This window comes from Mesorhizobium silamurunense (assembly GCF_014843825.1).
Classification (GTDB): Bacteria; Pseudomonadota; Alphaproteobacteria; order Rhizobiales; family Rhizobiaceae; genus Mesorhizobium; species Mesorhizobium silamurunense.
Genome location: NZ_JHQR01000094.1, coordinates 1 through 25,407 on the forward strand (window position 1 = coordinate 1; position 25,407 = coordinate 25,407).

Consider the following 25,407-nt stretch of genomic DNA (forward strand, 5'->3'; position numbering starts at 1 on the left):
CGCCTGTCGCGCCTGTTGCACCCGCGCCCGTGGCGCCGGTCGCACCCGTGGCGCCGGTCGCACCAGCCGGGCCCGTCGGGCCTATTTGACTCGTAACGGCGAAACTACCTCCATCGAAGTTGTTGTTATTGGTGGGATTAGCCGCGCCGGATGTGAAAATATAAGTATTACCGGCACCAGGCGTAAGTGTACCCATTACGCCAAAATTCTGGTTGTAAATGGTATAATTATGAGTAGTGTCTGGAACTGTTATCGTCGCAGCAAACGCAAATACCACGCCGTTGGTTGCAGATGGAAGCTGGAAGCTGCCGACCACCGTATCAGGGTTTGCTGTTGTATCCACCAGGTAGTATGTGTTGACATTACTGCTGTTGCCAGGACCAGTAATCGTACCAGTAAGCGTCAGATTACCCGCTACCAGGACCCCGGTGTAACTTCCTACGCCAACTGGGGTCAGCGGCGGCAGGGGCGCGGACGCGCCCGCACGTGCGGGTAGTTCCCACGCACCGCCAAGAGCGGCTGCGCCAACAAGCGAACTGGACGCGCAGACATCCACGCCGACGGCCTCTTCCAAAGCGTCGACGAAGGCATTGCCTGCCTTTCCCAGCGCCGTCTTGCAGCTCCAGAGCCGCAGTTCGCCGTCCGCAGCTAGCGCCCTGCCGATTGCGGCGAATTCCTCAGCCGCCCCTTTGAACGTCCCGGCCGACCATTCTCCTGAAGTGAAGTTAACCCGACCCGGCGCTCCATGCGCGATGATGTGGACCGCGTCCAGCTCTTCGTGCCCTCTAAGCGCCGCGGCCATCTGCGCCGCCGCCGGTTGACGGCCATCGAGCACGATGGCCTGGACCCCCGGTCGCACGTTGCTCAGAACAGTCTCAAGGTCGGAGATCGAAGGATCCACAAAAAGAATTTCAGAGGCACGGGCCATGACTGGCTCCTGTTCGCTTCCAATTCAATTCAAGGAAAAACCGCCCACCGGCTTAGTCGGCGAGCGGTGCGCAAACGGCGTTTGGCCGCGGTCATCTTCCGGAAGGCCCGACGGCCCCGCTGGGGCGACCGACAGTGGGGGCCTCTACGCGTAGGAAGCCAGAAACCCGGAAATTGCCATCCTCAAAGGTCCCGATGGCAAGTGAGCCGGCGGTGCTTGGAACCTTGACGGTTATAGCGACAGCGTGGCTTCGCTTGACGGCGGCGGGAAGAATGACCTGGCCGACGATCGCGTTCTTGGCGGCGTCCAGAATGAAATAGGTTATATTTTCGGTCGCGTCGCCGATGGGCAAGACGCCCCTAACGGTGACATCCATTGCAGCAGACACAGTTGCGTAGCTCATCATGCACTCCCCGATTAGCGGCGGCTGTGCCGCGGCTTCTCCTGCTTGACACTTGATTTTCAATCACCACAGTGCGCCCCCGACCCGACGAGCTTGGCCGCAACCTCTCACGAAAGCTCGCCCGCGAAGGCGTGATGCGATGCAGCCTTTGCCCCAGGCGACTCCTGGGTCCGATCGGCGGGTAGGAAGACGCAGACGGCTCCCTTCGCCGGCGACACGCGGTTTGAATAAGCCCGCACGGATTTGGTTTGGACGCAGGACAAGGGAGCAGCCCGCCGCAGGTTGCAGCAACAAATTGCCCACCGGGGCATGGATCGGCACTGCCTGTGGCGCTCAGTTGCGGATACTTTTGAAGCTTGTCGAAGCGGCGGGCTTCAAACTCCCTGCGAAACGCACGTGATATCACTCGATACACGACCCACTCCCGTCACAGCTGACGCCGATGTCTCGGCGAAAACTCGCGAGAGAGCTCCGGAGTGGAAAAACCCGTCCGACTCGAACAAAAAAGACAAACGTCAACGCTGCCGTGCGCTCACTAAACGCACGTGCTTAGTCGTCCGCGACTTTGGCCTTGCTACTCCGGAACCCTCTGGCTCGACTCCCTACGACTTCCGCAGAATGCCAGCTACCCACGACCCGTGGGCCCCCAACAGCAGTACGTTAGCAAATTCGAAAATTAGCGGTTTGTAAACTATGAAGCGACGGAACTTATCTACCGCAAAAGTATTAGGTCGGCATTTATTACAGGACCAAAACTCAAGAAAATATTTTGGAAATCCGTAGCTTAACGCTCGCCCCTCAATTTTCGTCAATCTCAAAAACGTGATCGAGCTCAAGCGCCGCAATTCCTCGCGGCGTGGCGATCGGGTCGACGCGACAACCCCTTCGTCGATCTTGACGGCGCTTGGCAAATGGCGGTCAAGTGGGCGGGGATCGTCTGAGGATCTTAGCTGCTGCGGTGGCCGGCCAGACGATTGGACTGATTTGAACGCCAGTGAACAATGGAAGCTTTGGGACGGCCCCGCGAACTGATCCGCGGTACGAGAGAATGGCATTCCTTGAACGTGGCGGACCGTCACAGCGAGAGATGGCAATTCACAGATGACTACGGGCAAGCGACTTTGCCTGAACATGATCGTCAAGAACGAGATGGCGAACCTGCAGCGCTGTCTAGGGGCGGTTGTCGACCATATCGACTGCTGGGTCATCGGCGACACCGGGTCGACCGATGGGACACAGGATTTCATCAGAGCATTCTTCGCCGCTCGCAACCTGCCCGGCGAGTTGCATGAGTTCCCCTTCGAAAATTTCGAACAGGCGCGCAACGCCGCGCTCGATCATGCCTATGCTTCGTCGCTCGCCTATGACTATCTGCTTTTTGACGACGCCGACATGGAGCTTGTCGTCGAGGACGCGGGCTTCCGAGCGCAGCTCGACGGTCCTGGTTATCGGCTGCTCCAGCGGTCCGGTTCCGACCTCGCTTATTGGAACACCCGTATTGTCAGGCGCGATGCCGGCGCGCGTTACCATGGCGTGACGCATGAGTATCTTGACGTTCCCGGCGACGTGAAGGAGCTGCGGAGTGTTTGGTACAAGGATCATGCCAGCGGATCGAACCGCGTCGACAAGTTCGAGCGCGACATCAAGCTTCTACTGGAAGCGCTGGAAAAGGATCCGGAGAACCACCGATACTGGTTTTATCTGGCGCAGTCCTACCGCGACGCCGGACGCACGGCCGAGGCGGCGGTAGCCTACGCCAAACGGGCAGCTATGGGCGGCTGGGATGAGGAAGCTTGGAACGCTCGCCTGCAGGAGGCGCGCTGCTTAAAAAACCTCGGGGACGACGCAGGCTTCATTCGCCAGGCGCTTGCTGCCTTCAATCAGCGCCCGCAACGCGCCGAGCCGCTCTACGACCTCGCGCGGTTCCATCGCGAGAAGGGGATGAACGAGGCCAGCGTGCTGTTTTCGGAAGCGGGGCTGGCGATCGGGAGACCAGAGCAGGACATCCTGTTTCTCGAGGATTTCATCTATACGACGGGCCTTCGCGAGGAATACGCGATCGCGGCAAACTACGCGCGGGATCCTTTACGCAAGGACCGCGGTTTCGCGGCGTGCAACTGGCTAGCGCTGAACCGGGGCATCGCGGATGGTCCCCGCGATCTGGCGCGGTCCAACCTGTTCTTCTACATTCAGTCCGCCAAGACGATGATGCCATCGTTCACCGCGCGCCCGGTCGAGTTCACGCCCCCCGACGGCTACCGGCTCTCAAACCCGTCGGTGGCTCGGTGGGGCGACAAGATCGTGCTGTTGCAGGGGGCAGTCGGCTTGATGGGGGCCGAAGAGAATCTCCGGGCTCAAGTGCCGGATCGGGCGGCAGTCCACACACGCAATTTCTTGCTGCGCATCGACAATGAATTCGGCATCGCCTCGGCCGATGAGATTTCACAGCCGGCCGACTTGCCGCGACCTGCTTATGACCGGGCCTGCGGGCTTGGGGCCATGCGTCCGTTTGCCTGGGAGGGGCAATTGTGGAGCAGCGCATACCTGCGGGCGTCGGCTGGAGACGGCCGGTACGACCCAGTCATTGCGCGCATCGACGATCGCGGGCCTGCGCCATACCAGATGACTGACTGGCGTGTACTGCGCCCGATCGGTGCGAAGGTCAACGACAACAACTGGGCGCCCCTCGTCAAGCCGGCTGGCATCGACACCGACCGGGAGCGGCTGCAGTTCTTTTCTGTGGGTGATCCCATCCGCATCGTCGGCGATCAAGGGCAGACGATATCGGAAAAGCCGCCTTCCGTCGCTGCCGACCAGCTCAAGGGAGGCACGCAGGCGATTGCATTCGAAGGCGGATGGCTGGCACTCGTCCATGAGACGCGCACAAGGCCGGACGGGGCTCAGCGATACTGCCAGCACCGCTTCGTTTGGTTGGACGAAACAGGCTGCTTGGCAAAGATCAGCCGGCCGTTCTTCCTCAACGAGAAGGGGGTTGAGTTTGCCGCCGGCCTAGCCTGGCACCCAAAAGAGGAGCGCCTGCTGATTTCGTATGGCGTCGCCGATAGAGAGGCGTGGATCGCCGTCGTCGATGCGTCGGAGGTAAGCGCGCTGCTGGAGGCCACAGACAATTTGCCTTCGAGCGAGGATTATTGGAGCTCACCGGCCATGAAGTCGCTGGATGGCGCGAACGTACAAATTGTGGAAGCTCAGCGGTACGCCCGGCCCGGACCCGGCGACCGCCGTCAGCAACACCGGCCTGGCGGCGGACTCTCGAAGGAGGCGAGCAGCGTTGTCCTCTCCAGCGATGCGAAAAGTACAGAGGAGGTCCTGCTCGAGCTGGCGCCATTCCTTCGTTTCGCGGATTCGCCGCATGAGCGTCGCGCTCAATCGCGAGCCTTCGATAGCCGGATCGCCCCCTTCCTGGGCGGGGGAGACGCCGCGCTGCCTCAAATCCACTGCTTCTACGAGGTGCTGTCCGACAATGCGAAGCATCTGACCTTGGTTGCCGCCACCACGTCGATGCGCGCGGCAGGCCATCCGGTGAGGGTCTGGAGCTACTCTCCGAACAAGCTTGAATTTCTTCTGCCGCTCGGCATCGAGGTACGCGCGGCGGATGACGTGATGCCGCGCAGCTTGTTCGAGCGAATGGTCGCCGGCTCCGAGATCCGGTATTTCAGCGACGCCTTTCGCTACGCCGTACTTTACGAACATGGCGGGTTGTGGATGGATTGCGACGTGGTCATGCTGCGACCATTCCCGTTCCGCGGCGATTACTTTTTCAATCTGCAATGGCGCGGCGGGCACCAAGGCCACTTCATCTGCGGGAACGTGATCTATGCCGAAGCCTTCAGCCACCATTTGAGAGCCCTCTACGAGATGTCCATCGAGCGGTTCTATGGTGAGAGCGGCAAGGGGTTCGGCGAGATTGGTCCGAAACTGCTCTCCGACTACATCGCTTCGGATACAGGCGCCGAGCTGCGCGAATGGGTATTCGGGCCGATGTTCTTCAACTCCATCGATTGGACCGAGATAAGCGAGTTCGAAAAGCCGCTGTCAGATTTGGCTGTCTACTTGAATGATGAGCGCGTCGTCGGAACACATCTGTGGACGGCACGAAACGAGGCTCGCTCGAACGGGGAAGGAGCGCCGCTCATCTCTTTGCTGATCGAGCCGCTGCAGAGCTTTCCTACGCTCATCAATCTTGCTGATCGCTTCAACACCGACAAGAACCGGCATACAGGCAACCGGCATGCTTACGCGCGCGTCTACGAGCGACTGCTGTCGAGCAGAAGGCTCTCCATGCGCGGGCTGATGGAGATCGGGCTCTGTCGCATCGCAGCGGAAGGCAGCCAGTCCGAGACGCCCTCGGTCTCGCTCTGGCAGTCCTATTTTCCATACGCCCAGGTGATCGGTGTCGACCTGACGGATTTTTCTCAACTGAACAATGAGCGATTCAAATCTTTCGTTTGTGACCAATCCAAGCTCGAGGATCTGCGCTCCGTCGCGGAAAAACTCGAGCCGGGTTCGCTTGACGTGATCATCGACGACGGCAGCCACGCCTCGTTTGACGAGCAGCTGACGCTGCGCGAATTCTTCCCACTGCTTGCAGAGGGTGGATGGTATTTCATCGAAGACCTCGACTGGCAGCCACCTGGCGAGGATGCCAGCAAAATCACGCTCACCAAGAATCTCTTGCGAGAAATCCAACAGCACGGCACGGCGCGATCACTTGACCCCATGGGTATCAGCGACCTCGCCGATCAGTTTGCCGAAATCCGGTTCTTCGACAGCCACTTCGAGCTTAGCCGGGCAAAACTGCTCGGCGGCCTGGTGGCGATCCGCAAGCGTGGGGGCGTCGGACTTGTTCGATGAGCGCAGCAGGCCATTGCGGACGGGTTCGGGCGAGTCCACCCGTATAGGCAGAGCGGCGGTCATGGTTGCGCCTAATCGCGGAGCCCCTCCTTGAAAGTCGCCGTCTATACCATCGCGTTGAACGAAGCCGCACACGTCGAGAGGTGGGCAAATTCGGCTGTCGATGCCGACTATCGGATAGTCGCCGACACCGGCAGTACCGACGAAACGGTAGCACGCTTGATCAATGCTGGCGTCACCGTGCACCGGATAGCCATCCGCCCATGGCGCTTCGACGACGCCCGGAATGCCGCCATGGCACTGATCCCCACCGACGTCGACGTATGCTGCACCATGGACATGGATCGGTTCCTCGAGCCCGGCTGGCGCCCCAAGCTGGAGGCGGCTTGGAAACCCGAAACGACAGCCCTCTATTGCCAGACGATCTACAGATCGAGGGTCGAAGACCCGACACCGTTGCGGCAATGGGCCACGAAGAATTTTCACCATCGCTGGGGGTATCGCTTCAAACGCCCCGTCCATGAGGCCCTCGTCTTCACCGGAGAAAGGGAGGTGGCCGCGACCAGCGATGACCTTGTCATGTTCGAGGTGCAGGACTTGGCCAAGCCAACAAGGAGCAGCTACCTGCCGCTGATGGAGGTCGCGTACAAGGAAGATCCCGACGACGCACAGATATGTTTCTGGCTCGGGCGGGACCTGATGTGGGCGAACCAGCAAGATCGGGCCGTCCAGTTGCTTGAGCACTACCTTGCCTTGCCGACAAGCACCTGGGGCGAAGAACGATCCGAAGCGATGCGTTACATCGCACGTATGCTGCCTGACCAGAGACTGGTGTGGTTGGACAAAGCACGAATGGAAGCGCCGCATCGCCGCGAGATCTGGGCCGACCTGGCAGAGGAGCTCCACGGCAGGGCCGACTGGTTGAATCTGTTCTGGGCTTGCACCAACGGAATCGAAAAGACCCACCGCACAGGCAGCTATCTCGACGACCAGAACTGCTGGGGTTTTCGGCTGTTTGATTTGGGTGCCATCGCCTCATGGCACCTGAATGCGATGGACCGTGCTGTGGAGTGGGGGGAAATGGCGCTCGAGCTTGATCCGGGCAATGAGCGTCTCAGGAACAACCTCGATTTCTTCATTCGGCGGCGGCAAGAGGATCGGGTAGCACCGCTTGGCGTGGAGGCTTCGCGCTGAGATTACCTATTCTCGTAAGCTGGATCGGGAAGGACAATGCCGAGCCACCCTTATTCACGTGTTGATCCGCACCGATTCCTCTGGCCGTTCGTCACTAATAACAAGCGGCGGCAAGCACACGTAGGCTTTGAGCGACGGCATCACGCCGGCCATGATGCAATCAATTCCTGTATTGTTCAGCCTTAGTCCGAAGCCCGCAAAATCGACAATCATCGGCCGTATCGGAAGGCACCACTCCAACAGCGCTCGCGCGCCACGTGGCGAGACGGAATAACAAACTGTGCCGAGCAGATAGTGCGCTCGAAGCAGAGTAGGTTCGATTACCGCCTCCTGGAAGTCCGCAATATGCGTCATGACTTCACCCGGAAAGAACTCCAGCCTGGCACCGGTCCCGCCAGGAAGGGCGTTTAGCCAGGCATAGCATCGCAAGCTTGCACTCCACAGGATAAAGTCCCAGTCGCCTCGAATATTCGACAACAGCGAACTCGTATGCCGTTCGAACTCGCGAGAGAAGATCGCATCGTCTTCGGCAACAGTTATCACTTTGTGCCGTCCGACAGCCTCTCTCCAGAGTGTCACGTGCGAAATGGCGCAGCCCAAACTGCCAGCCGCGTAGTCTAAATTTGGAGCGATGATCTGATCGCTCATCAGCCGATCTCGATCAACTGACTTACCGTCCACCCCGGAGAACCTTCGAATATTTCGGACGTGCGGGTTTAACTTGCGAAAATTATCCAGACGCCCGACGCTTCGGTCGAGATTGATCACGAAAATTTCGTCTATCACGCCTTCAGACCTTCTTTGTGTCCCGGTCCGCGTGTTCTTCTTTGCATCGCGCGGGCCAGCTTGCGCCCAAGGCTCCACTTGAAAAATCCGAGTCTAGCTGGTTCGGTGATAGCTGGCGAGATGCCTCGGATGACATCATCGAAGATGATTTGCTTCCAGCAATTGGAGAGTTTATGACGCGGCGAGAGCTGGCGCTCGGCGCCATCGTTGCGGCAGGTTCGGCTACCGCAATAGCAAAGTTTTCGGCCAGCTTGGAACCGAACGACGCAGCTATGCCGCTATCCCCAACTGCTCCCTCCGCGACGCTCCTCTCCGCCCCCGTCGAGCTCGCGGGCAATTGGGGCCACATGCTTCCGCACGCGGCAGAACAGGTCATCGAACGCATGCGGCACGCCTGCCTGGACGGCATCCGACTCCTCTCTGATCGCCAGCCTATGCGGCTCCGGGTCGACGAGCACACCTCCGGCCAGCCGGCGATCTGGCTGCATCCGGACGGCAGCAGTTTGGCTTGGATCATTGTCGACATCGGCGAAAGGGACTGGTCGAAGCTTGCCTACCAGTTCGGGCACGAGCTTGGCCACGTACTCGCCAACAGTTGGCAGCCGGATGCCAAGCCGGCGCCGCCCTGCCAGTGGCTGGAAGAAGCGATGGTCGAAGCGTTCTCGCTGCGTGGCCTCAGGCGGTTGGCGAAAGGCTGGAAGGAGGACCCGCCCTTCGCCGGCGACAACGCTTTCGGTGATTCTATTGGAAACTATAGCGAGGATATGATCAGAGGCTATAGCGCGCTCGCCGACCAACAACGGCTTACCAGCGACGCTGCGGCATGGTTCACCGATCACCGCAACGAGATCGAAATACCTGGCCTCAATCCATTCGCTCGGGCAATGTCCGTGATCCTGCTCGCCGAATACGACCGCACGCCCGGATGTATCGAGGCGCTGGGCGCGCTCAACCGCTGGCCTGGCCGCAGCGGGGTTCCGATCGCCGAATATCTCCGGCGATGGAAAAGGAGCTGTGCCGAATTGCATGCCTCGCCGCACCTGCCGGTCCGACTGCAGGAATTGCTGCATGCTTCCCAGCAGCGACGTTGATCAATGTGGGCAGTGTGCGGAAATTTTGTGAGCGCAAACCTGCCGGACGATCTGCGGTGACCGGCGAGCAGCGATTTGTATTATGGGCCGAAACCAGCTTGACAGCGGCTCTGACAAGCTGAGCCCAACTCTAGGGCTTGTTGCAGCTCAATCCGACGCATCCCTTTCCGCTGACGCATGGCAGATTTCCGCATGACACGGGTTTGTACACCCGCATTATCGTACAGGCCCTTTCAATTAAGCGGGGTCGAGCAAACCTAAGTCAGCACTGGGTTAGCGACCGTCGTTATGTCTTGGCTGGCGCGGAACGGCCTGTTGTTTAGTAGCGTCCGGATTAGTCGCCTCCGCCTTCTGCTCGGAGTGTCGCTGACCATATAAAAGCCTGAACACAAACCCGAGATACCCGACCTGCAAGAGAACCGCGGCGATGAGGGTCCAGGCAATACTCATCCAAATGGATCCTGTGGCCGCGTAGGCCCAGGTTCCGACAACGCTCGACGCCATCAGCATTCCGACCAGAAACTGAGGAAAATACATCTCCCCAATCCTGCTTCCATCCTCACGCACTCAAGGCGAAAATTTCCCTATTTTAGCAATCGAGCAAGTATCGCCACCAGTACCAAGTTCGATGAAGCACCGAGTGAGCTGCCGGCGCCAAGGTAAGTTCACCTACTACCACTCGGAGTTCACAGGTGATGACGGCTCGCCGGACTCGAACTTACTGTTGGGCTTGCCGGCCTTGGTCGCCACAGTGGCTGCACGCTGGCAACACTCGATCAAGATCATCACCCCGAGAGCGCTGCGCCAAAGATGTTTCGTTGCAGGGCGGCGCTATAGGTGCCGTCGTTCGCAAATCGATCCCAAAGGGCGAAACAGGTTGTGAGCGCGGCCAGAGCCAGAATTGTGCGCATTGGTACTCCCCACACAGCGCTTGAAAACGCCAATGGTAGGTTCTTCTCCGAACATAATCTATTGCTAATAAAGTAGGTGGCCCAACGCGACCTCTACTCCGATCGAGAGCAAAAGCCGGTTTAAGCCTTTCGTTCGGGCCGGCTTTTGCCTGCCTGCCCCCAGAACTGTGTCATTGGTGCTGGTAACACTAGCCTCACCTTCGGAAGGATCGGTGAGCGATGGGCCTCCAGCGGGCTCAAATGCCTGGCGCATGCCGGCGAGTTTCCTCGAGCTCGGAATCCTGTGACCATTTCAAAATCACTGATGATCCCCGCCTTCGTGCCGCTCGTGATGGCTCAGCTGTCAGGTACCTCAAAGCATGTCTCCAACCTCCCGGATCGAGGCGAGGGTTCACATATGCTCAATCGAAAAATGAGCGGCGACCACCTAGTTTGGATCGCCGGCCCTTGAGCCGCCGTGAGATCCGCCACCATAGTTGTCGCCGCCGGAGCGGCCTCCACCGGAATTGAGGCCTCGGCCGCGAGGGCGAGGATGAAAGTGGTTGCCTCCCCCTCCGTTGCCCGGAGTGGAACCGCCAGAATTGCCTGGAGTTGATCCGCCAGATTTCGCGATAGCCTTGGAGTTCAGGCTTGTGCCCAGAAGAAGCGTTATAGCCGGCGGAGTTATCGCTGCGAAGCGGCCAGCCTTTTTGAGAAAATCGCGGCGTGCCTGAGCCTCTGATACCAAGTTCTCGGACACCAAACCTTTACATCTAGTGCTTTCCGTCGCCATGTTGGCATCCCATTTTTCGCGAAACTTACATTAATCCTTCCACGCAAAATACAGTATCTCTCCAAAAGGCTTAGACCTTACATGTCAGCTTGAAAGATTTGTGCGTGGGCAGCGATACGACCTCTGCGCAGGACAAGGACTTCGAGCCCAAGATGAGCTTCTGAATACTAATAGGCAGATGTCCGGGACTCCATGTGACAGTTGCAGAGGCAATGGCAGTGCGGAAAGGGAACCGAAGATCGTGGTTAGCGCTGGCCAGCGGCAGGCGGGCTTCGTCACTCACGCCGGCGGGAGCAGCCCGGCACCCTTGTCGGTTTGGGTGGCATGAAGGAGCAAGGGCACCAGGCCTGACCGGTGGGGGCATAGTATCGCTAAGAGGGGTGCCGGCTGACGAGAAAATATGCGTTTCTGCTTACAGTTGAAACGCATCCATAAGGAGGAGCAGGGAATAGCAGTCAGGGGCATCGCCGGCAGTTGGCGGGGGAGCCTATCCCTTGTAGCGATCCTCGCCGGTTAGGCCCGACCCGTGCTGGGCTACCCCGCCAGCGTGCCGGGCCGTCTCCTTCCTTAGCCCCCGCTGGCGTGGCCGGCGGACACGGCCCCATTCCGCGGCACAATCAATGCCGACTGATTCTCATCCGCACCTTGCGATCGCAAGAAGGCCTCGACCTTGGCGCTGTCCATTTTGGGTCACATTGTTGGCCGCGATGAGCTGCCGCAGCGAACGGACGACCTCGTCGCGCGTCCAGCCAGCCTCGAGGTTCAAACCGCTGTGGGCCGGATCGCGAGCGGCGCATTGCTTGGCGCAGTCGTCGGCAACGCCACCACCCCGCCGCGATCAGCTCTGCCGTTATCAGGACCGTTAAGATCGCATCTACACCACGCCTGCGACGTTCGCGACTACAACGGCAACTATTGATCCACCGACCCGGGTGATCTTTTTTGGAAGCTGAGCCGGCACGGACAACGTCGATTCCCAGGAGAGTCCTTCGACCACCTAGCGCCAACACTCGACCGACAGCGGAATCGTCAGGAGCCAGAGAAACTCCAGACCGGCGGGAGTTCAGGGCGCCTCATTGTGTGTCCCCCACAGGCAGGAAAGTGGACGGAACAACGCGAGTGGCCTGCAAACGGGCCGCGACGTCACCCGAGCGGCGGAGGCGCGACGGGTCGTCGACCACTGTCACAAGGGAGAGCGCTGTCACCGGGCCGACGGGATGGCCGTTAAGCGCCCACACGGGCTCGCTGCGCGCCACCATCTTGAGGAGATCATGCAGCCGGCAGTACTCTCCTCCATAGCGCCGCGCGGGCAGCCAGCATGGCGTCCATCAGTTCGGCCGGCAGCGGATCGTTCGCCACCGCGCGCGCACTGTCCGCTCGAAAGCCGCGCGCCTGATACCTTGCTCAACCGGGTGCCGAACGACTTCAGCGAGTGCCGGATGGCGTTCTCCAGATCGAGGAACTTGGCCTTTAGATTGCGCTGGTGCGTCAGCAAAAGCCGCGTGCGGTAGCAGCTTTCCGACTTGAGGTCGGCCCGGCGAAACCAGCCCCGTACGCAATGTCCAGCACATCGGCCTTGTCGGTTACTGTGACAAGACGAACAGGATATAAAGCTATCTGGCAGCAGTTGGTCGAGGAAAGCCTCACCGTCATGAAACCGATGAATGAAGAGCACCTGGCGATTCTACGCAGGCACATGGTCGAGATGATTGCGATCCATGCCGAGCTGGCTAGCGAAGAACTCGGCAAGGCAACGCTCGATGAGCGGGTGCTGGCATCGATGCGGCGGGTCCCGCGACATCTCTTCGTGCCAGCCGCGGTCGCGCCGTATGCCTACCAGGACATGCCGCTGCCGATCGGCTTCGGTAAGACCGTCTCGCAACCCTTCATTGTCGCTCTGATGACCGATCTCCTCACTCCCCAACCGCACGAGGCAGTGCTCGAGATCGGAACCGGCCTGGGCTACCAAACCGCGATTCTCGCGGAACTCGCCGGACAAGTTTGGAGCGTCGAAATCATCGAGGAATTCGCAAGCCATGCCGAGGCTCTGCTCCAGGGCCTTGGCTTCTCGAATGTTGCCATTCGTGTCGGAGACGGGTCTCGCGGCTGGCCCGAGCACGCCCCATTCGATAAGATCCTGGTTAGCGTCGCGGCTGAGCGAACGCCGCCAGCTTTGCTGGATCAACTCAAGCCAGGGGGACGCCTTGTTCTGCCTTTGGCGTCTGAAGAGGGACAGTTTCTGACTATCATCGACAAGGATGCGGCAGGGCAACTCGAGGCTCGGAAACTCATCCCGGTTCGGTTCAGCCGGCTCGAAACCGTCTAATGAAGTGTGGCCGCGACTTCGCTTCCGACCGCCAGCCGGATGCCAGCCTTCGGTGCGTGATCGCCGCGGCCGGTGTATGATGATGGTGGTGTTCTTCGCCATGGTCGGAGGGATGCCATGGGACGGAAATGCATACAGCCTATTTTGTGCATTTCATTTTCGGCGAAGCCTCTGCGCAATCGCATATTGCTGCTTGGGATCGATCGAAGCCGATCGAGCCACGATCGTCACGGTCGAGCGACCTTTACCCGCGACGATCAGTCCGGCGACCTTGTCCAGCAACTCGCCATCTTCGAATTCCTTCCTGCCGGCATTTTCTGGCGCCCGATAGATCGAGGCCGCATGCCGGGCGCGCCGATCGCCGGTGTCGGTCTTCAGGTCGAGAGCCCGCGGGGCAATGCGGTCGACAGCGTTCGCCGGCATGAGTTCCAGCGCGGCAAGGATGGCCGGAAGATAGGCGGCGCCGCTTCGCGGTCATCGGTCTACCACCGGCTACGCTCCCGCAGGTGAATTAGAAAATTTAAATGCGAGTGCGGCGCTACCTGTGGTAGAAACGAACGCCGGAGTAGGTCTTGGGAGGAGACTTTGGGTATAAAATCTAAGCTCGCCAAAATGTCGGCGGCGCTGCTCGCCAAGCGTGTGGCCGCCCCTCAATCCACTGCTACCGTCAAGCCGATCCGAACGTCGCTGGCTGACGTTCCCCTTAGGCGCCAGACAGCACCCTTCAAGCCGAAGCCGCCGATCCGTCCCTGCAGCAACATGTAGGACGATCATTCGTCGCACCCTCGGCCCACCGGCGCCAGTATTCTCGCTCGTAGGCGCTCTTGTGTGCCCTACCTTCGGAGGGCGACGCTCTATCCAGCTGAGCTACGGGTGCATCTTGCTTACGCAGTGCGTCCGGCGATGTGGCAGTCCTCCGCTGCCGCCGTTATAGGCTAGAGGCCGCGACCTTAGCGGAATCGTTCCGTCTCGGGTCGACTGGTTTAGGCTGCAAGCCCGGATCAGCCATCGGCCATCGGCTTGGGGAGTTGAACTCGGCCCGATCGAGTGGGCCTGCAACGTGCTTGTCGACGATGATCGCCGCAGCTGGCGCTCGCGCGAACGTGCGTCGAGATAGGGAAAGACGAAGGTCTTCATGCCGGGATGTCGTCGCGGATGCAGGCCTTGAGGTGTCCCGCCTCGGTCTCGCGCAATTCAGGCACCACGCCGGCGCAGGCCTCGATCACATACGGGCAGCGGGTGCGGAACACGCAGCCCGACGGCGGGTTGGCGGGGCTTGGAATATCGCCCTTCAGTATTTGGCGCTTCAAGCGCTTCGTCGGATCCGGCGAGGGAACCGCCGACAGCAGCGCCTGTGTGTAGGGGTGTTGCGGGCGGGCGTAGAGGCTCGCCGCCGGTGCGATCTCCATGATGCGCCCAAGATAAAGCACGATGACGGTGTCGCAAATATATTCGACCACCGCCAGATCATGCGAGATGAACAGCATCGTCAGGCCGAGCCGCAGCTGCAGGTCTCGCAAAAGATTGATCACCTGCGCCTGGATCGACACGTCGAGGGCCGAGACGGGCTCGTCGGCGACGATGAACTCGGGTTCCAGCGTGAGCGCGCGCGCGATGCCGATGCGCTGCCGCTGGCCGCCCGAAAATTCGTGCGCATAGCGGTCACAGGCATCGACCGGCAGCTCGACGGCGGCCAATGCCTTTTCAGCCCGCGCCCGTCGCTCGGCGCGGTTGCCGATCCTCTGGATATCCAGGCCTTCGGTGAGGATCTGGCCGATAGTCATGCGCGGCGACAGGCTGGCGAAGGGATCTTGGAAAATATACTGCATGTTGCGGCGCTGGCGGCGAAGATCCCCTGCCCCCAGCTTGACGATGTCCTTGCCGTCGAAGCGTATCTCCCCTGACGTCGGTTCGATCAGCCGCAACACGGAACGGCCAATGGTCGTCTTGCCGGAACCGGATTCGCCGACCAGCCCGACCACCTGGCCACGAGGAATGTCGAAGGAAATGTCTTGCAGCGCCTTGACCACAGGCCCGCGCGAGAACGCAGTCGGCGCGAAATGCTTGGTCAGGTTGCGAACAGACAGATAGGGAGCTAGCGCGCTCATAGCTCCTCCCAGCGAATGCACCGGCTCGCCTGTGTCGGCGACACCTGCAACAGCGGCGGCACGGCGGCACGGCAGGCGTCGATCGCCATCGGGCACCTCGGTGCGAAGGAACAGCCCTTGGGCAGCATGGCCAGCGAGGGGACGTTGCCGGCGATCGTCGGCAGCGGTTTGCCAGCCGCCTTCAGCGCCGTTGCCTGGCCCAGCCGTGGCAACGAGCGCATCAGGCCGATCGTATAGGGATGGCGTGGACGGGCGAAGACTTCGCTCACCGGGCCGGTCTCGACGATGCGCCCGGCATACATGACCGCTACGCGGTCAGCGATTTCGGCAACCACGCCAAGATTGTGGGTGACGAAGAGGATGCCCATGCCGTGCTCAGCCTGAAGGTCGGCAAGCAGATCGAGGATCTGCGCCTGGATTGTCACGTCAAGCGCCGTGGTCGGTTCGTCGGCGATCAGCAAAGTCGGGTCGCAGGCGAGCGCCATGGCAATGGTGGCGCGCTGGCGCATGCCGCCCGAGAGCTCGTGCGGGTATTGTTTCGCGCGCCGCGCTGGGTCTGGAATGCCGACCTGCGTCAGCAGGCGCACCGCCTCGGCTGATGCCTCGCGGTGCGATTTGCCGAGATGGATGCGGATCGGCTCGGCGATCTGCTCGCCGATTGTGTAGACCGGGTTGAGGCTGGTCATCGGCTCCTGAAAGACCATGCCGATGTCGTTGCCGCGCACGCGGCGCAACTGCTCCGCGTCGAGGCCGGTCAGCTCGGTGACGGACCCGTCGCGCCGCCTGATCGAGATGTGGCCATCGGCGATATGGCCGATCTTCTTCGCCAGCAGTCCCATGATGGAGAGGCTGGTGACCGACTTGCCCGAACCGGACTCGCCGACCAGCGCCACGGTTTCGCCGGAGCCGATCTCCAGATCGATATCCTGCACGGCAGCGATGTCGCGCCCCGCAATGCGGAACACGGCACGCAATCCGGCAATCTGGAGGATCGGCGCTTCCATTGTCAGCCGAGCAGGCCAACGTCGCGCAGGATCGCGTCGACCTTGGCCGTTTCCTCGGCGTTGAGGTCGCGTTGCGGACGGGCCATCCTGTTGGTGGCGATGATGCCAAGGCTGCGCATGGCCGTCTTGAAGGAGCCGACGCCGGCCGAACCGGCGCTGGTGCGGCCGAGCGCAATCCAGACGATCTCGAACAGCCTCAACAGCCGCTCCTGCTCGACGCGGGCCTCGGCATGCTTGCCGGCCTGCATCAGGTTCCACATCTTGACATAGCCGTGCGGGTCGACATTGGCGATGCCCGGCACGACGCCATGCGCGCCCATGCCAAGGGCCGTGTCGACCATGATCTCGGAGCCAGTCATGCCGAAGAAATTGGCGTCGCCGGCCATGTCTTTCAGCACGTAACGCAGATTGCCGTCATCGCCGCTGGAATCTTTTAGGCCGGCGATGGTGCCTTCCCTGGCAAGGGTCACGGTCGTCTTGCGATCGAGCTTGATATGGACGCAAACCGGGATGTCATAGGCGATGATCGGGATGTCGATCGCATCCTTGATGTAGCGGAAATGGTCGATGATCTCCGGCTGGCTCGTGCGTGCGTAAAACGGCGCGGTGACGACGATTGCGTCGGCGCCGGCCGACCTGGCGATCTTCGAATGGTTGATGACGCGATCAGTGGTCGGGTCGATGACGCCGACAAAGATCGGCACGCGGCCATTGTTGACCTTCACCGCGTGCTCGATGATCGCCTTGCGCCCAGCTTCATCGTGGAAGACAACCTCGCTGGTCGAGCCAAGCACGAACAGCCCGTGGACGCCACCGCCGAGCAGGTTCTCCAGCGTTCGGGTGAACGAGGGAAAATCGATGCTGTAATCGGCGTTGAGGGGGGTAACGACGGGCGGCACGACGCCGGTAAAGAGTGGCATTTTGAGAACCTTCAGCTGAGATCGGATCGGGGATCGAAAGCGTCACGCAGGCCGTCGCCAATGAAATTAATGGCAAGGACCGTGAGCACGAGGGCGGCACCGGGGAACATCCACTGCCAGGGATATTGTTCGAGGACGACGGTGGAGCGGGCGAGATTGAGCATGTTGCCCCAGCTCGCTTCGGGCGGGGCAATGCCGAGGCCGAGGGAGGAGAGGCCGGCTTCCAGCAGGATCGCGTTGGCGATCTGCAAGGTCGCGTAGACGACGAGGATGTCTATGCAATTGGGCAGGCCGTGGCGAAACAGGAGATGCGGCAGCCCTGCCCCCATGCCGCGCGCCGCAACGACGAAATCACGCTCGCGCAGTTCGAGCAGCCGGGCCCTGACCATGCGCGACAGAACCGGCCAGGAGAGTAGCGAGATGACGAGGATTGTCGGCGCGATGCCGGTGCCGGCGATCGAGGCAAGCACCAGCAGGAAGATGACCGGTGGCAAAGTCATGGCGAGATCGACGAAGCGCATTGCGGTCGCATCGACGACGCGGCCGCCGAAGCTTGCGATAGCGCCGACGAGAAACCCAATGACGATAGAGATCGCGACCGAGCAGACGGCGACCAAAAGCGAAATGCGACCGCCTTGCAGAAGTCGCGCGAAGACGTCGCGGCCGACGCCGTCGCTGCCGAGCCAATGGGTGGCGGAGGGCCCCTTGTTCATGGCCTTCAGGTCGATGGCGTTGGGCGCGTATGGCCACCACCAGTGATAGGTCATGACCGCTATCAGCACCGGGATCACGATGAGCAGGCCGGCCCGCGCGGCGCGGTTCTCGATGAAGCGGTCGAGCGCACGGCGCAACGGACCCTTGGTTTTTCTTGCAACTGGAGGATAGATCGCGACAACCGTCATCATGCCACCTGGATGCGCGGATCGACGAAGGCGTAGGCGACGTCGGTGAGAATGTTGACCAGAATGACGCAGACACCGATGACCAACGTGGCGCCCATGATGACGGGATAATCACGCGTGCCGACGGCGTTGACCAAAAGCAGGCCCATGCCCGGCCAGTTGAAGACGCTCTCAAGGAAGATCGCGCCGCCGACGGCGATGCCCACGGTCGAGCCGATCAGCGTGATGACCGGCAAGAGAGCGTTGCGAGTGGCGTGCTTGATGATCACCCAGAACTCGCGAACGCCCTTGGCGCGGGCGGTGCGGACATAGTCCTGGTTGAGCACTTCGAGCAGCGAGGCACGCATATACCGCATGATCAGTGCCGCGTGGCCGATCGACAGCAGGCACGCCGGCAGGATCAGATGCGCGAGCACGTCCGCGATAGAGAATGGCGCACCGGCAGTCTGCATGCCGCCGGACGGCGCCCAGCGCAACAGCACCGAGAAGAAATAGAGGCCGAGCAAAGCGCTCAGGAAGGCCGGGCTCGATATGCCGATGAAGGACAGCACGGACATTGCAATATCGGGCCAGGCGTTGCGGCGCACGGCACTGTAGATGCCGGCCGCAATGCCGACGATGATGGCGATCGCCAGCCCCATGCCCATCAGGAGAGCAGTCGGCCCGATGCGCTCCATCACCAGCGGCAGCACCCGCACGCCGCTGCGCTGGATCGAATAGCCGAAATCGCCAGACAGCGCCGCGCGCAGCCAGCCGAAATACTGAAGCGGCAGCGGCTGATCGAGACCGAGGCGGTCGCGCAGCGTCTCGAGATCGGAGGCCGACATCGGCACCGAAGGGTTGATATAGGCGTCGATCGGATCGCCGGGCGCCAGGCGCAGCAGGACGAAGATGAGGAGGCTCAAGGCGACCAGCATCAACAATCCTGTGGCGCAGCGGCGGACGATGAAACTCAGCATCGGCTTTCCGGGAGTGGATGGCATGGGCCGGCATCGCGGAGGAAGCCGGCCGTTTTGGCGAAGCGGGAGGCCCGCCTGCCTACTGGATGTCCCACATCTCGGGATGGGCCGCGTAAGGACCGCCAGCGGGCGCAGGCGTCCAGACAAAGTCCTTCAGCTTGTTGGACGCAACGCCGTAGCGATTGGCCACCCACAGCGTTGCCCAGGGAAGATCCTTGTTCATCACCTTGCAGACATCCTGCCAGGCGGCATCGAGTTTCGATGCATCGGTTTCACCGAGCGCCTTGTCGAAAGCCGCGCTCAGATCGTCGAACTCGATGCGCATGGTGTTGAAGCCAGCGGGCGGAATCTGCGACTTGTTCAGACCCGGATTGATGCCGGCCGGGTTCGGACCGTTCTGCAGGCCGGCATAGACCATGGGGAATGCGCTCCAGTCCGGCGTGCCTTCCTTGTAGACGATGCCATTGTAGGTCGGCGTGTCGACGACGCGCGGCACGACGTTGATGCCGACTTGGGCCAGCATGGACTGGACGGCGGCCATGACGTTGGCGGCCTGCGGCGAGCCGTAGTAGGTCAGCAAGGTGATGGGCTTGTCGCCGTTGATCTTGTCCCAGCCGGCCTCGGTCAGCAGTGCCTTGGCCTTGGCCGGATCGTAGGCGTAGGTCTCCAGTCCTTCGGGAACCAGTTGCGGCGCGACATAACCGCAATTGGCTGGTTTGGCTGCGCCGCCATAGAGGCTCTCGATGATGGCGTTACGGTCGATCGCGTATATGATTGCCTGACGAACCTTAAGATCCTTGAACAGGTCGACCTTCTGGTTGAGGCCGATATAGTTGACCACATACGAGCCGCCCTCGATCACCTTGAAGCTGGTGTCGGTCTTGAACGATGCCGCATCGTCGGTCTCGACATAGGTGAACTGGATCTCACCCGCCCGCAGCGCCGCGACGGCTGCCGCCGGGCTCTCGAAATAGCGGTTGATCAGCACGTCGACCTTCGGCTTGCCGCCACGATAGTCGTCGTCCGCGGCCAGTTCGACATATTGGTCGGTGACATATTTCTTGAACTTGAACGGACCTGTGCCGACCGGACTGGTCGACCACCAGGTGCTGGTCGCCAGCGATTCCGGCGGCATGCCGGCAAGGGCATGCTCCGGCAGGATCAGCACCTGCGAAAGAATGGACAGGAAGGAGCCGTTCGGCTTGGACAGTTTGATGATCACGGTACTGTCGTCAGGCGCCTCGACCGACGCGACATCGCCGAGGCGTGCCGCAAGCAGGCTGCCGGAAGCCTTGTTCTTGGCAAGCTCGATGGTGAATTTCACGTCCTTGGACGTGAAAGGCTTGCCGTCGTGCCAGGTCTCCTTGACCAGGTTGAACGTGTAGGTCAGTTGGTCGCCGCTGACCGTGTAGTTCTTGGCCAGGTCGCCTTCGAGTTCGGTCAGCCCGGCGTTCCAGATGACCAGTGGTTCAAAATAGGTGCTGAGCCAGGTGAAGCCGCCGGTCGCGACCAGCGGATTGAAGTTCTTGGGGAAACCGCCGGGACCGACGTCGAATCCGCCGGCAATTGTCTTTGGACTTTGTGCCTGCACGATGGTCGGCAGGCCGGTGCCGAGCAGCAGCGCGGCGGCAATGGCTATCGTCTTCATGCGCATGGTTTCCTCCCTTGGCATTTTTCAAATTGTGCGGTTTTTTGCGATGACTTGCTGAATACCTCTGTAGTGATCGTCGAGCCGGCTGCGTGCCCGGTCGACATCCTTGGCGGCGACCGCCTCGACGATTTCATGATGATCGCGCCAGGTGGCGAGCGGCGTCGGATTGTCGAGATTGGTGAAGTCCGAGGCCTTGTTGAACGCCACCCAGAAGATGTCGATAAGAGCGCTCAGCATGTGGTTGTTCTGGCAGCGGAACAGCATCTGGTGGAACTGCTGGTCCTCTTCGGCAAAGCTCTCGCTGCGTTCGGCCCGCTGGCGCATGCTTTCAGTCAGCCGGCGAAGCTCGTCGATGTCCTCGGAGCTGATCATTTCGATGGTCTTGGCGATCAGGCCAGTCTCGAGCACGCGGCGGATCTCGCGCAGTTCCTCGACATCGCGCAGCGAGTCCTGCAGGCCGTAAGCCAGATTGTCGAGAAGCGGCTTGAATGAGAATTCCTTGACGAACACGCCGATGCCGCGGCGCGTCTCCAATATGCCGATCGATTCCAGCGCCTTGATCGCTTCGCGGACTGAATTGCGGCCAACGCCGAGCTGCTGCGCCAGGAACGTCTCGGGCGGCAATGGGTCGCCCGCCTTCAGCCTGTTGGCCTCGATATATTTCCGCAGGCTTTCCTGAACGGTTACATGCAGAAGCGGCGGTCGGCTGAGCGGTTCGATCGACTTCAGTACCGGCATTTTGCTCCCCTGCTCCCACTGTTGTCCGACGCCCAATAACCACTTCGTCCGGGAGGTTGATTACTTGTCCTATAACGACTTGTGGGATATCCTGCAAGTCATTGGAGGAAATTTCAGGGACATGAAGATCGTTCTGGCCGGCACGAGCCACTGGCACGCCGACATGCATCTCGATGCGGCGCGCGCTGCCGGCGCTCAAATTATCGGCGTGTGGGACGAGGACGAGGCGCATGCGAAGGGCTTTGCGGCGTGCAACTCGCTGAACGCGATTGCCGCATTCGAAGGCGTTTTGACGGCACCTGCCGATCTGATCCTGCTGATGGGACATCCTTCGAACGTGCCCGCCAGGGCGCGCAGTGTGATCGAGGCTGATATCCCGCTTGTCCTTGAGAAGCCGGCGGCGAGCAGCACGGCGCCGCTGCTCCAACTGCGAGACCTGGCGCATCGACGAAAGGCCTTCGTCAGCGTGCCCTTGCCCAATCGCTTCGGCCCGGCGGTGATCGCCTTTGAAAGATTGCGCCAGGACGGCCGCGCCGGCCAACTCGCGCACAGCCATTTCCGCGTCGTCAACGGGCCGCCCAAGCGCTATGCCGCCGACGGCGTTGCCTGGGTGGTGGATCCCGCGATTGGCGGTGGCGGCGCATTGCGCAACCTGGGCATTCACGGTGTTGATGCTGCGCTGAGCTTCGCCAGCGGAGAGCTCCTTCTCAAATCCGTATCGGTGGGCAACCGCATCCACAGGTCTCCGGTTGAGGACTATGCGCTGCTGGTACTCGAGGACGAGGCCGGCGCGGTGTTTACGGTGGAGGCGGGCTATACCTTCGCCTCAATGCAGCCCGGCGGCGATTTCGAATGGCGCATCGTCAGCGCCAATGCCACGCTGATCGACCGTGGCGACACGGCGATCTGCGCGACGCTCGACGACGCTGCGATTGTCGACTTGCCGGTCGAGCTGCCGGCTACGCGCTACCGGCTCTGCTTGCGCGACACGTTCGAACGATTGCAGCGAAAGGCGGCGCCGGCAATCTCCATGGACGACTATGTTGCGGCGATGTCGCTGATCGACGCCGCGTACCAGAAGGCAGGACGATGATTGGAATAGGCATTATCGGCGCAGGCGATTTCGGCGCCGCGCATGCGCGCGCGATCAGGGAGGTCGATGGCATACGCCTGGTCGCTGCCTGCCGTGGCGACGCGACAGCGCTGGCCGCCTTCACGGCCGAACATGGCGGCAAGGGCTACACCGACTGGCGCGAACTTCTCGAAGACGGCGGCGTCGATGCCGTCGTCATCGCTGCCCCGCATGCATTGCATGCCGAAATGGCTGTAGGAGCGGCCAAGGCCGGCAAGCACATTCTGCTCGAAAAGCCGATGGCGCGAACCGTGGCCGAATGCGATGCGATCAACGCGGCGGTGAGGCAGAACGGCGTCAAGCTGATGGTCGCCCACCTCCTGCATTTCTCGAAACCCTGCATGGCGGCGAAGAAGGTCATCGAGGCGGGCGAGATCGGACGGCCGATGATCGCGTCGAGCTGGATGATCAAGCTGTGGATGGAGCATAACCGGCGCGACTGGCACCTGCGCAACACCACCGGTGGCGGCATGCTGATGACCGCTGGCATTCACGCGCTCGACCGTCTTGTCTGGCTGATGGATGACGACGTCATCTCGGTGAGCGCCATGCTCGGAGCGAAGTTCCACGAACAGGAGGCCGACGACACCTCGATGCTGGCGCTGCGCTTCAACGGCGGCGGCCTGGGCCAGGTGCAGAGCGTCGGCTATCGCGATGGCGCGGTCGGCTTTGCGATGGATCTGGTCTGCGAGCGCGGCACGCTGCGCATCGACATGGATCGCGGCACGATGATCGGTCGGGATACGGTGTGGGCCGACCTGCCGGATTCGTTCGAGCCGGCCTGGATGCACAATGCGGTGAAACGCGAATGGGCAGCGTTGCGCGACGCCATCGTCGAAAACAAGCCGGTACCGGTGACCGGCGCCTATGGGCGCAAGCTTATCGGCATCATCGAGGCAGCTTGCGCGTCGGACAAATCCCGCCGCGAGGAGACGATCGCCGATGCCGGCTGATATCGATGCAATTGCCGCGGCAATCGCCGTGGCTCACAGCGATCCGTGCCGACGCGTGCCGGCGTCGCGTTTCATCGACTTGACGCGCGATGAGGCGATGGCAATTCAGGGCGAAGTCATGAAGCTGCTTGGCGGAAGCGCGCCTGTCGGCAAGGTGGCGATGCCGCCCGATGGCATTGCGACGGGTGCGCCGATCCCCGCCGGAATAGTTATAGACGATGGCGGAACGATCGAACTTGGCGAACGCGATCTCGCCGGGCTGGAGATCGAAGTGGCCGTCCGGCTCGGCGCCGATCTTACGCCCGAGATCGCCAAGGCTGGGCGCGATGCCGTGTTGCAGACGGTCGAACATTTCGTTCTCGGCATCGAACTCATCGGCTCCCGCATCGATGACCGAACCGAAGCCGGCCCGTTCGGTCCGCTCGCCGACAATATGATCACCGGCGGCTATGTCATCGGCACGCAGATCCTGGCGCACGAGCCGAAGGTCGATGGCATGGCGATCACGCTTTCCTGCGATGGGGCGACCAGCCAGCGCGAGACCGCCAAATACCCGTTCGGCGACGCCATCTCTCCCATCGTTGCTTTCGCTGGGATGGCCTTCGATCATTTCGGCGGTTTTAGAAAAGGCATGGCGATCACCACGGGATCGTTGTCGCCGCTGCTGATCGTTCCAAGGAAGGGTCGCATCGAGATCCGCCTTGGCGACTTTGCGCCTCTTTCCTTCACACTACGCTGGTCGGATCATGAGCGATCATCTCTGCGTCCTTCCCGAACATGCGCCGCGCGGCATCTGGGGCGCCGTGATGCTGGCGGTGCGCCTGGATGGCAATATCGACTGGAGCGCCACGCAAGACACCGTCGCGCGGCTCTGCGCATCGGGCGTTCACGGCGTCTATTCCAACGGCACGGCATGTGAGTTCCATTGCCAGACGGAAGCCGAATTCGACCGGCTGAGCGAGATGGTGGCGCAAATCGCCGGCGCTGCGAACATCCCTTTCCAGATCGGCATCAGCCAGTCCAACCCGCGCGTTGCACGTGAGCGGCTGAAACGCGTTGCGGGACTGAGACCCTCGGCTGTGCAATTCACCTTGCCGGACTGGTGGCCGCCGAGCGACGAGGAAGTGCTGCGTTTCGTTTCGGGCCTGGCCGAGGCGGCGCCGCGCACTTCTCTGGTGTTCTACAACCCGCCGCACGCCAAGCGGCGGCTGAGCCTCGAAAGCATTGCCGCGCTGCGAACCGCGGTGCCCTCGCTTGTCGGCGCCAAACTACCCGGCGGCGACGCCGGCTGGTATGCGGACATGCGGCGCGAACTGCCAGGCCTTTCGGTGTTCGTGCCAGGCCACACGCTGGCGACCGGCTATGCCCACGGCGCGCATGGCAGCTATTCCAACGTCGCCTGTCTCACCCCCACAAGGGTGCATTGCAATGGTGGGCTCAGATACTTGCCGAAGAACATGCCGCCGCCGAGATGGAGGTTCGCATCCAGGCGTTCCTCGCCGACCATGTCCTGCCGTTCCGGGCGCGTTACGCGGTCAGCGACGCTGCCCTCGACAAGGCGATGGTCGCAGCCGGTGGCTGGGGTACGCTCGGGCCGCGGCTATTGTGGCCCTATTCATCGGTTCCGGATGAAGACATACCGGCATTGCGGAAGGCCGTTCGCGCGGCCTTCCCCGAATGGTTTTAGCGGGCAGGCGCGCTTCGGCTCGCCGCCGATGCCGCGGGTGAGCACGTCGTCGATCTCGGCTGCGCCATAG

At 61.4% G+C, this 25,407-nt stretch carries 22 protein-coding genes and 1 pseudogene; 9 read left to right on the forward strand and 14 right to left on the reverse strand.

All coding sequences use genetic code 11. The features are described 5' to 3' along the window. Both DH10_RS37610 and DH10_RS11225 read right to left on the reverse strand, forming a co-directional pair. Positions 1-928, reverse strand: a 928-nt coding sequence (locus DH10_RS37610) for a DUF4347 domain-containing protein (RefSeq protein ID WP_192384721.1), incomplete at its 3' end; no start/stop codon positions are given. Between the two features lie 91 nt (positions 929-1,019). Then, entirely contained in the window at positions 1,020-1,331 is a 312-nt protein-coding gene (locus DH10_RS11225; protein WP_192242641.1) for a hypothetical protein, read from the reverse strand. 1,101 nt (positions 1,332-2,432) lie between these two features. On the opposite strand from DH10_RS11225, the gene DH10_RS11230 reads away from it, so the two are divergent. Together DH10_RS11230 and DH10_RS11235 are read left to right on the forward strand one after the other, a co-directional pair. Beyond that, on the forward strand, positions 2,433-6,203 hold the full coding sequence (locus DH10_RS11230) for a glycosyltransferase (protein ID WP_192384722.1): 3,771 nt from the start codon (positions 2,433-2,435) through the stop codon (positions 6,201-6,203). A gap of 90 nt (positions 6,204-6,293) precedes the next feature. Then, positions 6,294-7,397: a tetratricopeptide repeat-containing glycosyltransferase gene (locus DH10_RS11235; RefSeq protein WP_192384723.1), complete on the forward strand. Its 1,104-nt coding sequence runs from the start codon at positions 6,294-6,296 to the stop codon at positions 7,395-7,397. 54 nt (positions 7,398-7,451) lie between these two features. Here the strand turns inward: DH10_RS11235 and DH10_RS11240 are convergent, their stop codons facing one another. After that, positions 7,452-8,165: a glycosyltransferase family 25 protein gene (locus tag DH10_RS11240; RefSeq protein WP_192242631.1), complete on the reverse strand. Its 714-nt coding sequence runs from the start codon at positions 8,163-8,165 to the stop codon at positions 7,452-7,454. Positions 8,166-8,224: 59 nt separating this feature from the next. Between DH10_RS11240 and DH10_RS11245 the strand changes: the two genes are divergently transcribed. Continuing rightward, the gene (locus DH10_RS11245) at positions 8,225-9,274 is read left to right on the forward strand and encodes a hypothetical protein (RefSeq protein WP_246811540.1); all 1,050 of its coding nucleotides are present in this window, start codon (positions 8,225-8,227) and stop codon (positions 9,272-9,274) included. 273 nt (positions 9,275-9,547) lie between these two features. On the opposite strand, the gene DH10_RS11250 is transcribed toward DH10_RS11245, so the two are convergent. Next, entirely contained in the window at positions 9,548-9,811 is a 264-nt protein-coding gene (locus DH10_RS11250; protein WP_192384724.1) for an exopolysaccharide production repressor protein, read from the reverse strand. 801 nt (positions 9,812-10,612) lie between these two features. Next, on the reverse strand, positions 10,613-10,927 hold the full coding sequence (locus DH10_RS36865) for a hypothetical protein (RefSeq protein ID WP_376774937.1): 315 nt from the start codon (positions 10,925-10,927) through the stop codon (positions 10,613-10,615). A gap of 700 nt (positions 10,928-11,627) precedes the next feature. Between DH10_RS36865 and DH10_RS11255 the strand changes: the two genes are divergently transcribed. Next, positions 11,628-11,876, forward strand: coding sequence for a hypothetical protein (locus tag DH10_RS11255; protein ID WP_192384738.1), 249 nt, complete (start codon positions 11,628-11,630; stop codon positions 11,874-11,876). Positions 11,877-12,090: 214 nt separating this feature from the next. Here the strand turns inward: DH10_RS11255 and DH10_RS36870 are convergent. Further along, positions 12,091-12,518, reverse strand: a pseudogene (locus DH10_RS36870) (transposase); the annotation flags it as partial. Positions 12,519-12,608: 90 nt separating this feature from the next. Between DH10_RS36870 and DH10_RS11260 the strand changes: the two are divergent. Continuing rightward, positions 12,609-13,283: a protein-L-isoaspartate(D-aspartate) O-methyltransferase gene (locus tag DH10_RS11260; RefSeq protein ID WP_192384725.1), complete on the forward strand. Its 675-nt coding sequence runs from the start codon at positions 12,609-12,611 to the stop codon at positions 13,281-13,283. A gap of 153 nt (positions 13,284-13,436) precedes the next feature. Here DH10_RS11260 and DH10_RS11265 read toward each other — a convergent pair whose 3' ends face one another. The 8 genes from DH10_RS11265 to DH10_RS11300 all read right to left on the reverse strand — a co-directional run bounded on the left by DH10_RS11265 (position 13,437) and on the right by DH10_RS11300 (position 21,565). Continuing rightward, on the reverse strand, positions 13,437-13,706 hold the full coding sequence (locus DH10_RS11265) for a hypothetical protein (RefSeq protein ID WP_192384726.1): 270 nt from the start codon (positions 13,704-13,706) through the stop codon (positions 13,437-13,439). Between the two features lie 710 nt (positions 13,707-14,416). After that, positions 14,417-15,391: an ABC transporter ATP-binding protein gene (locus tag DH10_RS11270; protein WP_192384727.1), complete on the reverse strand. Its 975-nt coding sequence runs from the start codon at positions 15,389-15,391 to the stop codon at positions 14,417-14,419. Then, on the reverse strand, positions 15,388-16,395 hold the full coding sequence (locus DH10_RS11275; RefSeq protein WP_192384728.1) for an ABC transporter ATP-binding protein: 1,008 nt from the start codon (positions 16,393-16,395) through the stop codon (positions 15,388-15,390). The genes DH10_RS11270 and DH10_RS11275 overlap by 4 nt, the downstream gene beginning before the upstream one ends. Positions 16,396-16,397: 2 nt before the next feature. Further along, positions 16,398-17,315: a dihydrodipicolinate synthase family protein gene (locus DH10_RS11280; RefSeq protein ID WP_192384729.1), complete on the reverse strand. Its 918-nt coding sequence runs from the start codon at positions 17,313-17,315 to the stop codon at positions 16,398-16,400. Positions 17,316-17,326: 11 nt separating this feature from the next. Next, positions 17,327-18,220 (reverse strand): ABC transporter permease, encoded by an 894-nt coding sequence (locus tag DH10_RS11285; protein WP_192384730.1) that lies wholly within the window; start codon positions 18,218-18,220, stop codon positions 17,327-17,329. Beyond that, positions 18,217-19,176, reverse strand: coding sequence for an ABC transporter permease (locus tag DH10_RS11290; RefSeq protein WP_192384731.1), 960 nt, complete (start codon positions 19,174-19,176; stop codon positions 18,217-18,219). The genes DH10_RS11285 and DH10_RS11290 overlap by 4 nt, the downstream gene beginning before the upstream one ends. A gap of 79 nt (positions 19,177-19,255) precedes the next feature. Further along, entirely contained in the window at positions 19,256-20,830 is a 1,575-nt protein-coding gene (locus DH10_RS11295; protein WP_192384732.1) for an ABC transporter substrate-binding protein, read from the reverse strand. Positions 20,831-20,851: 21 nt separating this feature from the next. Continuing rightward, the gene (locus DH10_RS11300; protein ID WP_192257724.1) at positions 20,852-21,565 is read right to left on the reverse strand and encodes a FadR/GntR family transcriptional regulator; all 714 of its coding nucleotides are present in this window, start codon (positions 21,563-21,565) and stop codon (positions 20,852-20,854) included. Between the two features lie 121 nt (positions 21,566-21,686). On the opposite strand from DH10_RS11300, the gene DH10_RS11305 reads away from it, so the two are divergent. From DH10_RS11305 to DH10_RS11320, 4 genes are read left to right on the forward strand one after another with little or no spacing between them, the layout of a single operon-like run. Then, positions 21,687-22,658 (forward strand): Gfo/Idh/MocA family protein, encoded by a 972-nt coding sequence (locus DH10_RS11305; RefSeq protein WP_192384733.1) that lies wholly within the window; start codon positions 21,687-21,689, stop codon positions 22,656-22,658. Beyond that, entirely contained in the window at positions 22,655-23,650 is a 996-nt protein-coding gene (locus DH10_RS11310) for a Gfo/Idh/MocA family protein (RefSeq protein ID WP_192384734.1), read from the forward strand. The genes DH10_RS11305 and DH10_RS11310 overlap by 4 nt, the downstream gene beginning before the upstream one ends. Beyond that, positions 23,640-24,569: a hypothetical protein gene (locus DH10_RS36875; protein ID WP_246811542.1), complete on the forward strand. Its 930-nt coding sequence runs from the start codon at positions 23,640-23,642 to the stop codon at positions 24,567-24,569. Before DH10_RS11310 ends, DH10_RS36875 begins: the two co-directional genes overlap by 11 nt. Further along, a complete protein-coding gene (locus DH10_RS11320) occupies positions 24,457-25,407 on the forward strand; it encodes a dihydrodipicolinate synthase family protein (RefSeq protein WP_343221509.1) in 951 nt (316 codons plus the stop codon). Before DH10_RS36875 ends, DH10_RS11320 begins: the two co-directional genes overlap by 113 nt.

What these genes read in the sequence shown, in the direction of transcription:
- DH10_RS11225 (WP_192242641.1), bottom strand. Translation starts at nt 1,331, where the DNA reads ATGAGCTACGCAACTGTGTCTGCTGCAATGGATGTCACCGTTAGGGGC.
- DH10_RS11230 (WP_192384722.1), top strand. Translation starts at nt 2,433, where the DNA reads ATGACTACGGGCAAGCGACTTTGCCTGAACATGATCGTCAAGAACGAG.
- DH10_RS11250 (WP_192384724.1), bottom strand. Translation starts at nt 9,811, where the DNA reads ATGTATTTTCCTCAGTTTCTGGTCGGAATGCTGATGGCGTCGAGCGTT.
- DH10_RS11260 (WP_192384725.1), top strand. Translation starts at nt 12,609, where the DNA reads ATGAAACCGATGAATGAAGAGCACCTGGCGATTCTACGCAGGCACATG.
- DH10_RS11265 (WP_192384726.1), bottom strand. Translation starts at nt 13,706, where the DNA reads ATGCCGGCGAACGCTGTCGACCGCATTGCCCCGCGGGCTCTCGACCTG.
- DH10_RS11270 (WP_192384727.1), bottom strand. Translation starts at nt 15,391, where the DNA reads ATGAGCGCGCTAGCTCCCTATCTGTCTGTTCGCAACCTGACCAAGCAT.
- DH10_RS11275 (WP_192384728.1), bottom strand. Translation starts at nt 16,395, where the DNA reads ATGGAAGCGCCGATCCTCCAGATTGCCGGATTGCGTGCCGTGTTCCGC.
- DH10_RS11280 (WP_192384729.1), bottom strand. Translation starts at nt 17,315, where the DNA reads ATGCCACTCTTTACCGGCGTCGTGCCGCCCGTCGTTACCCCCCTCAAC.
- DH10_RS11285 (WP_192384730.1), bottom strand. Translation starts at nt 18,220, where the DNA reads ATGATGACGGTTGTCGCGATCTATCCTCCAGTTGCAAGAAAAACCAAG.
- DH10_RS11290 (WP_192384731.1), bottom strand. Translation starts at nt 19,176, where the DNA reads ATGCTGAGTTTCATCGTCCGCCGCTGCGCCACAGGATTGTTGATGCTG.
- DH10_RS11295 (WP_192384732.1), bottom strand. Translation starts at nt 20,830, where the DNA reads ATGCGCATGAAGACGATAGCCATTGCCGCCGCGCTGCTGCTCGGCACC.
- DH10_RS11300 (WP_192257724.1), bottom strand. Translation starts at nt 21,565, where the DNA reads ATGCCGGTACTGAAGTCGATCGAACCGCTCAGCCGACCGCCGCTTCTG.
- DH10_RS11305 (WP_192384733.1), top strand. Translation starts at nt 21,687, where the DNA reads ATGAAGATCGTTCTGGCCGGCACGAGCCACTGGCACGCCGACATGCAT.
- DH10_RS11310 (WP_192384734.1), top strand. Translation starts at nt 22,655, where the DNA reads ATGATTGGAATAGGCATTATCGGCGCAGGCGATTTCGGCGCCGCGCAT.
- DH10_RS36875 (WP_246811542.1), top strand. Translation starts at nt 23,640, where the DNA reads ATGCCGGCTGATATCGATGCAATTGCCGCGGCAATCGCCGTGGCTCAC.
- DH10_RS11320 (WP_343221509.1), top strand. Translation starts at nt 24,457, where the DNA reads ATGCTGGCGGTGCGCCTGGATGGCAATATCGACTGGAGCGCCACGCAA.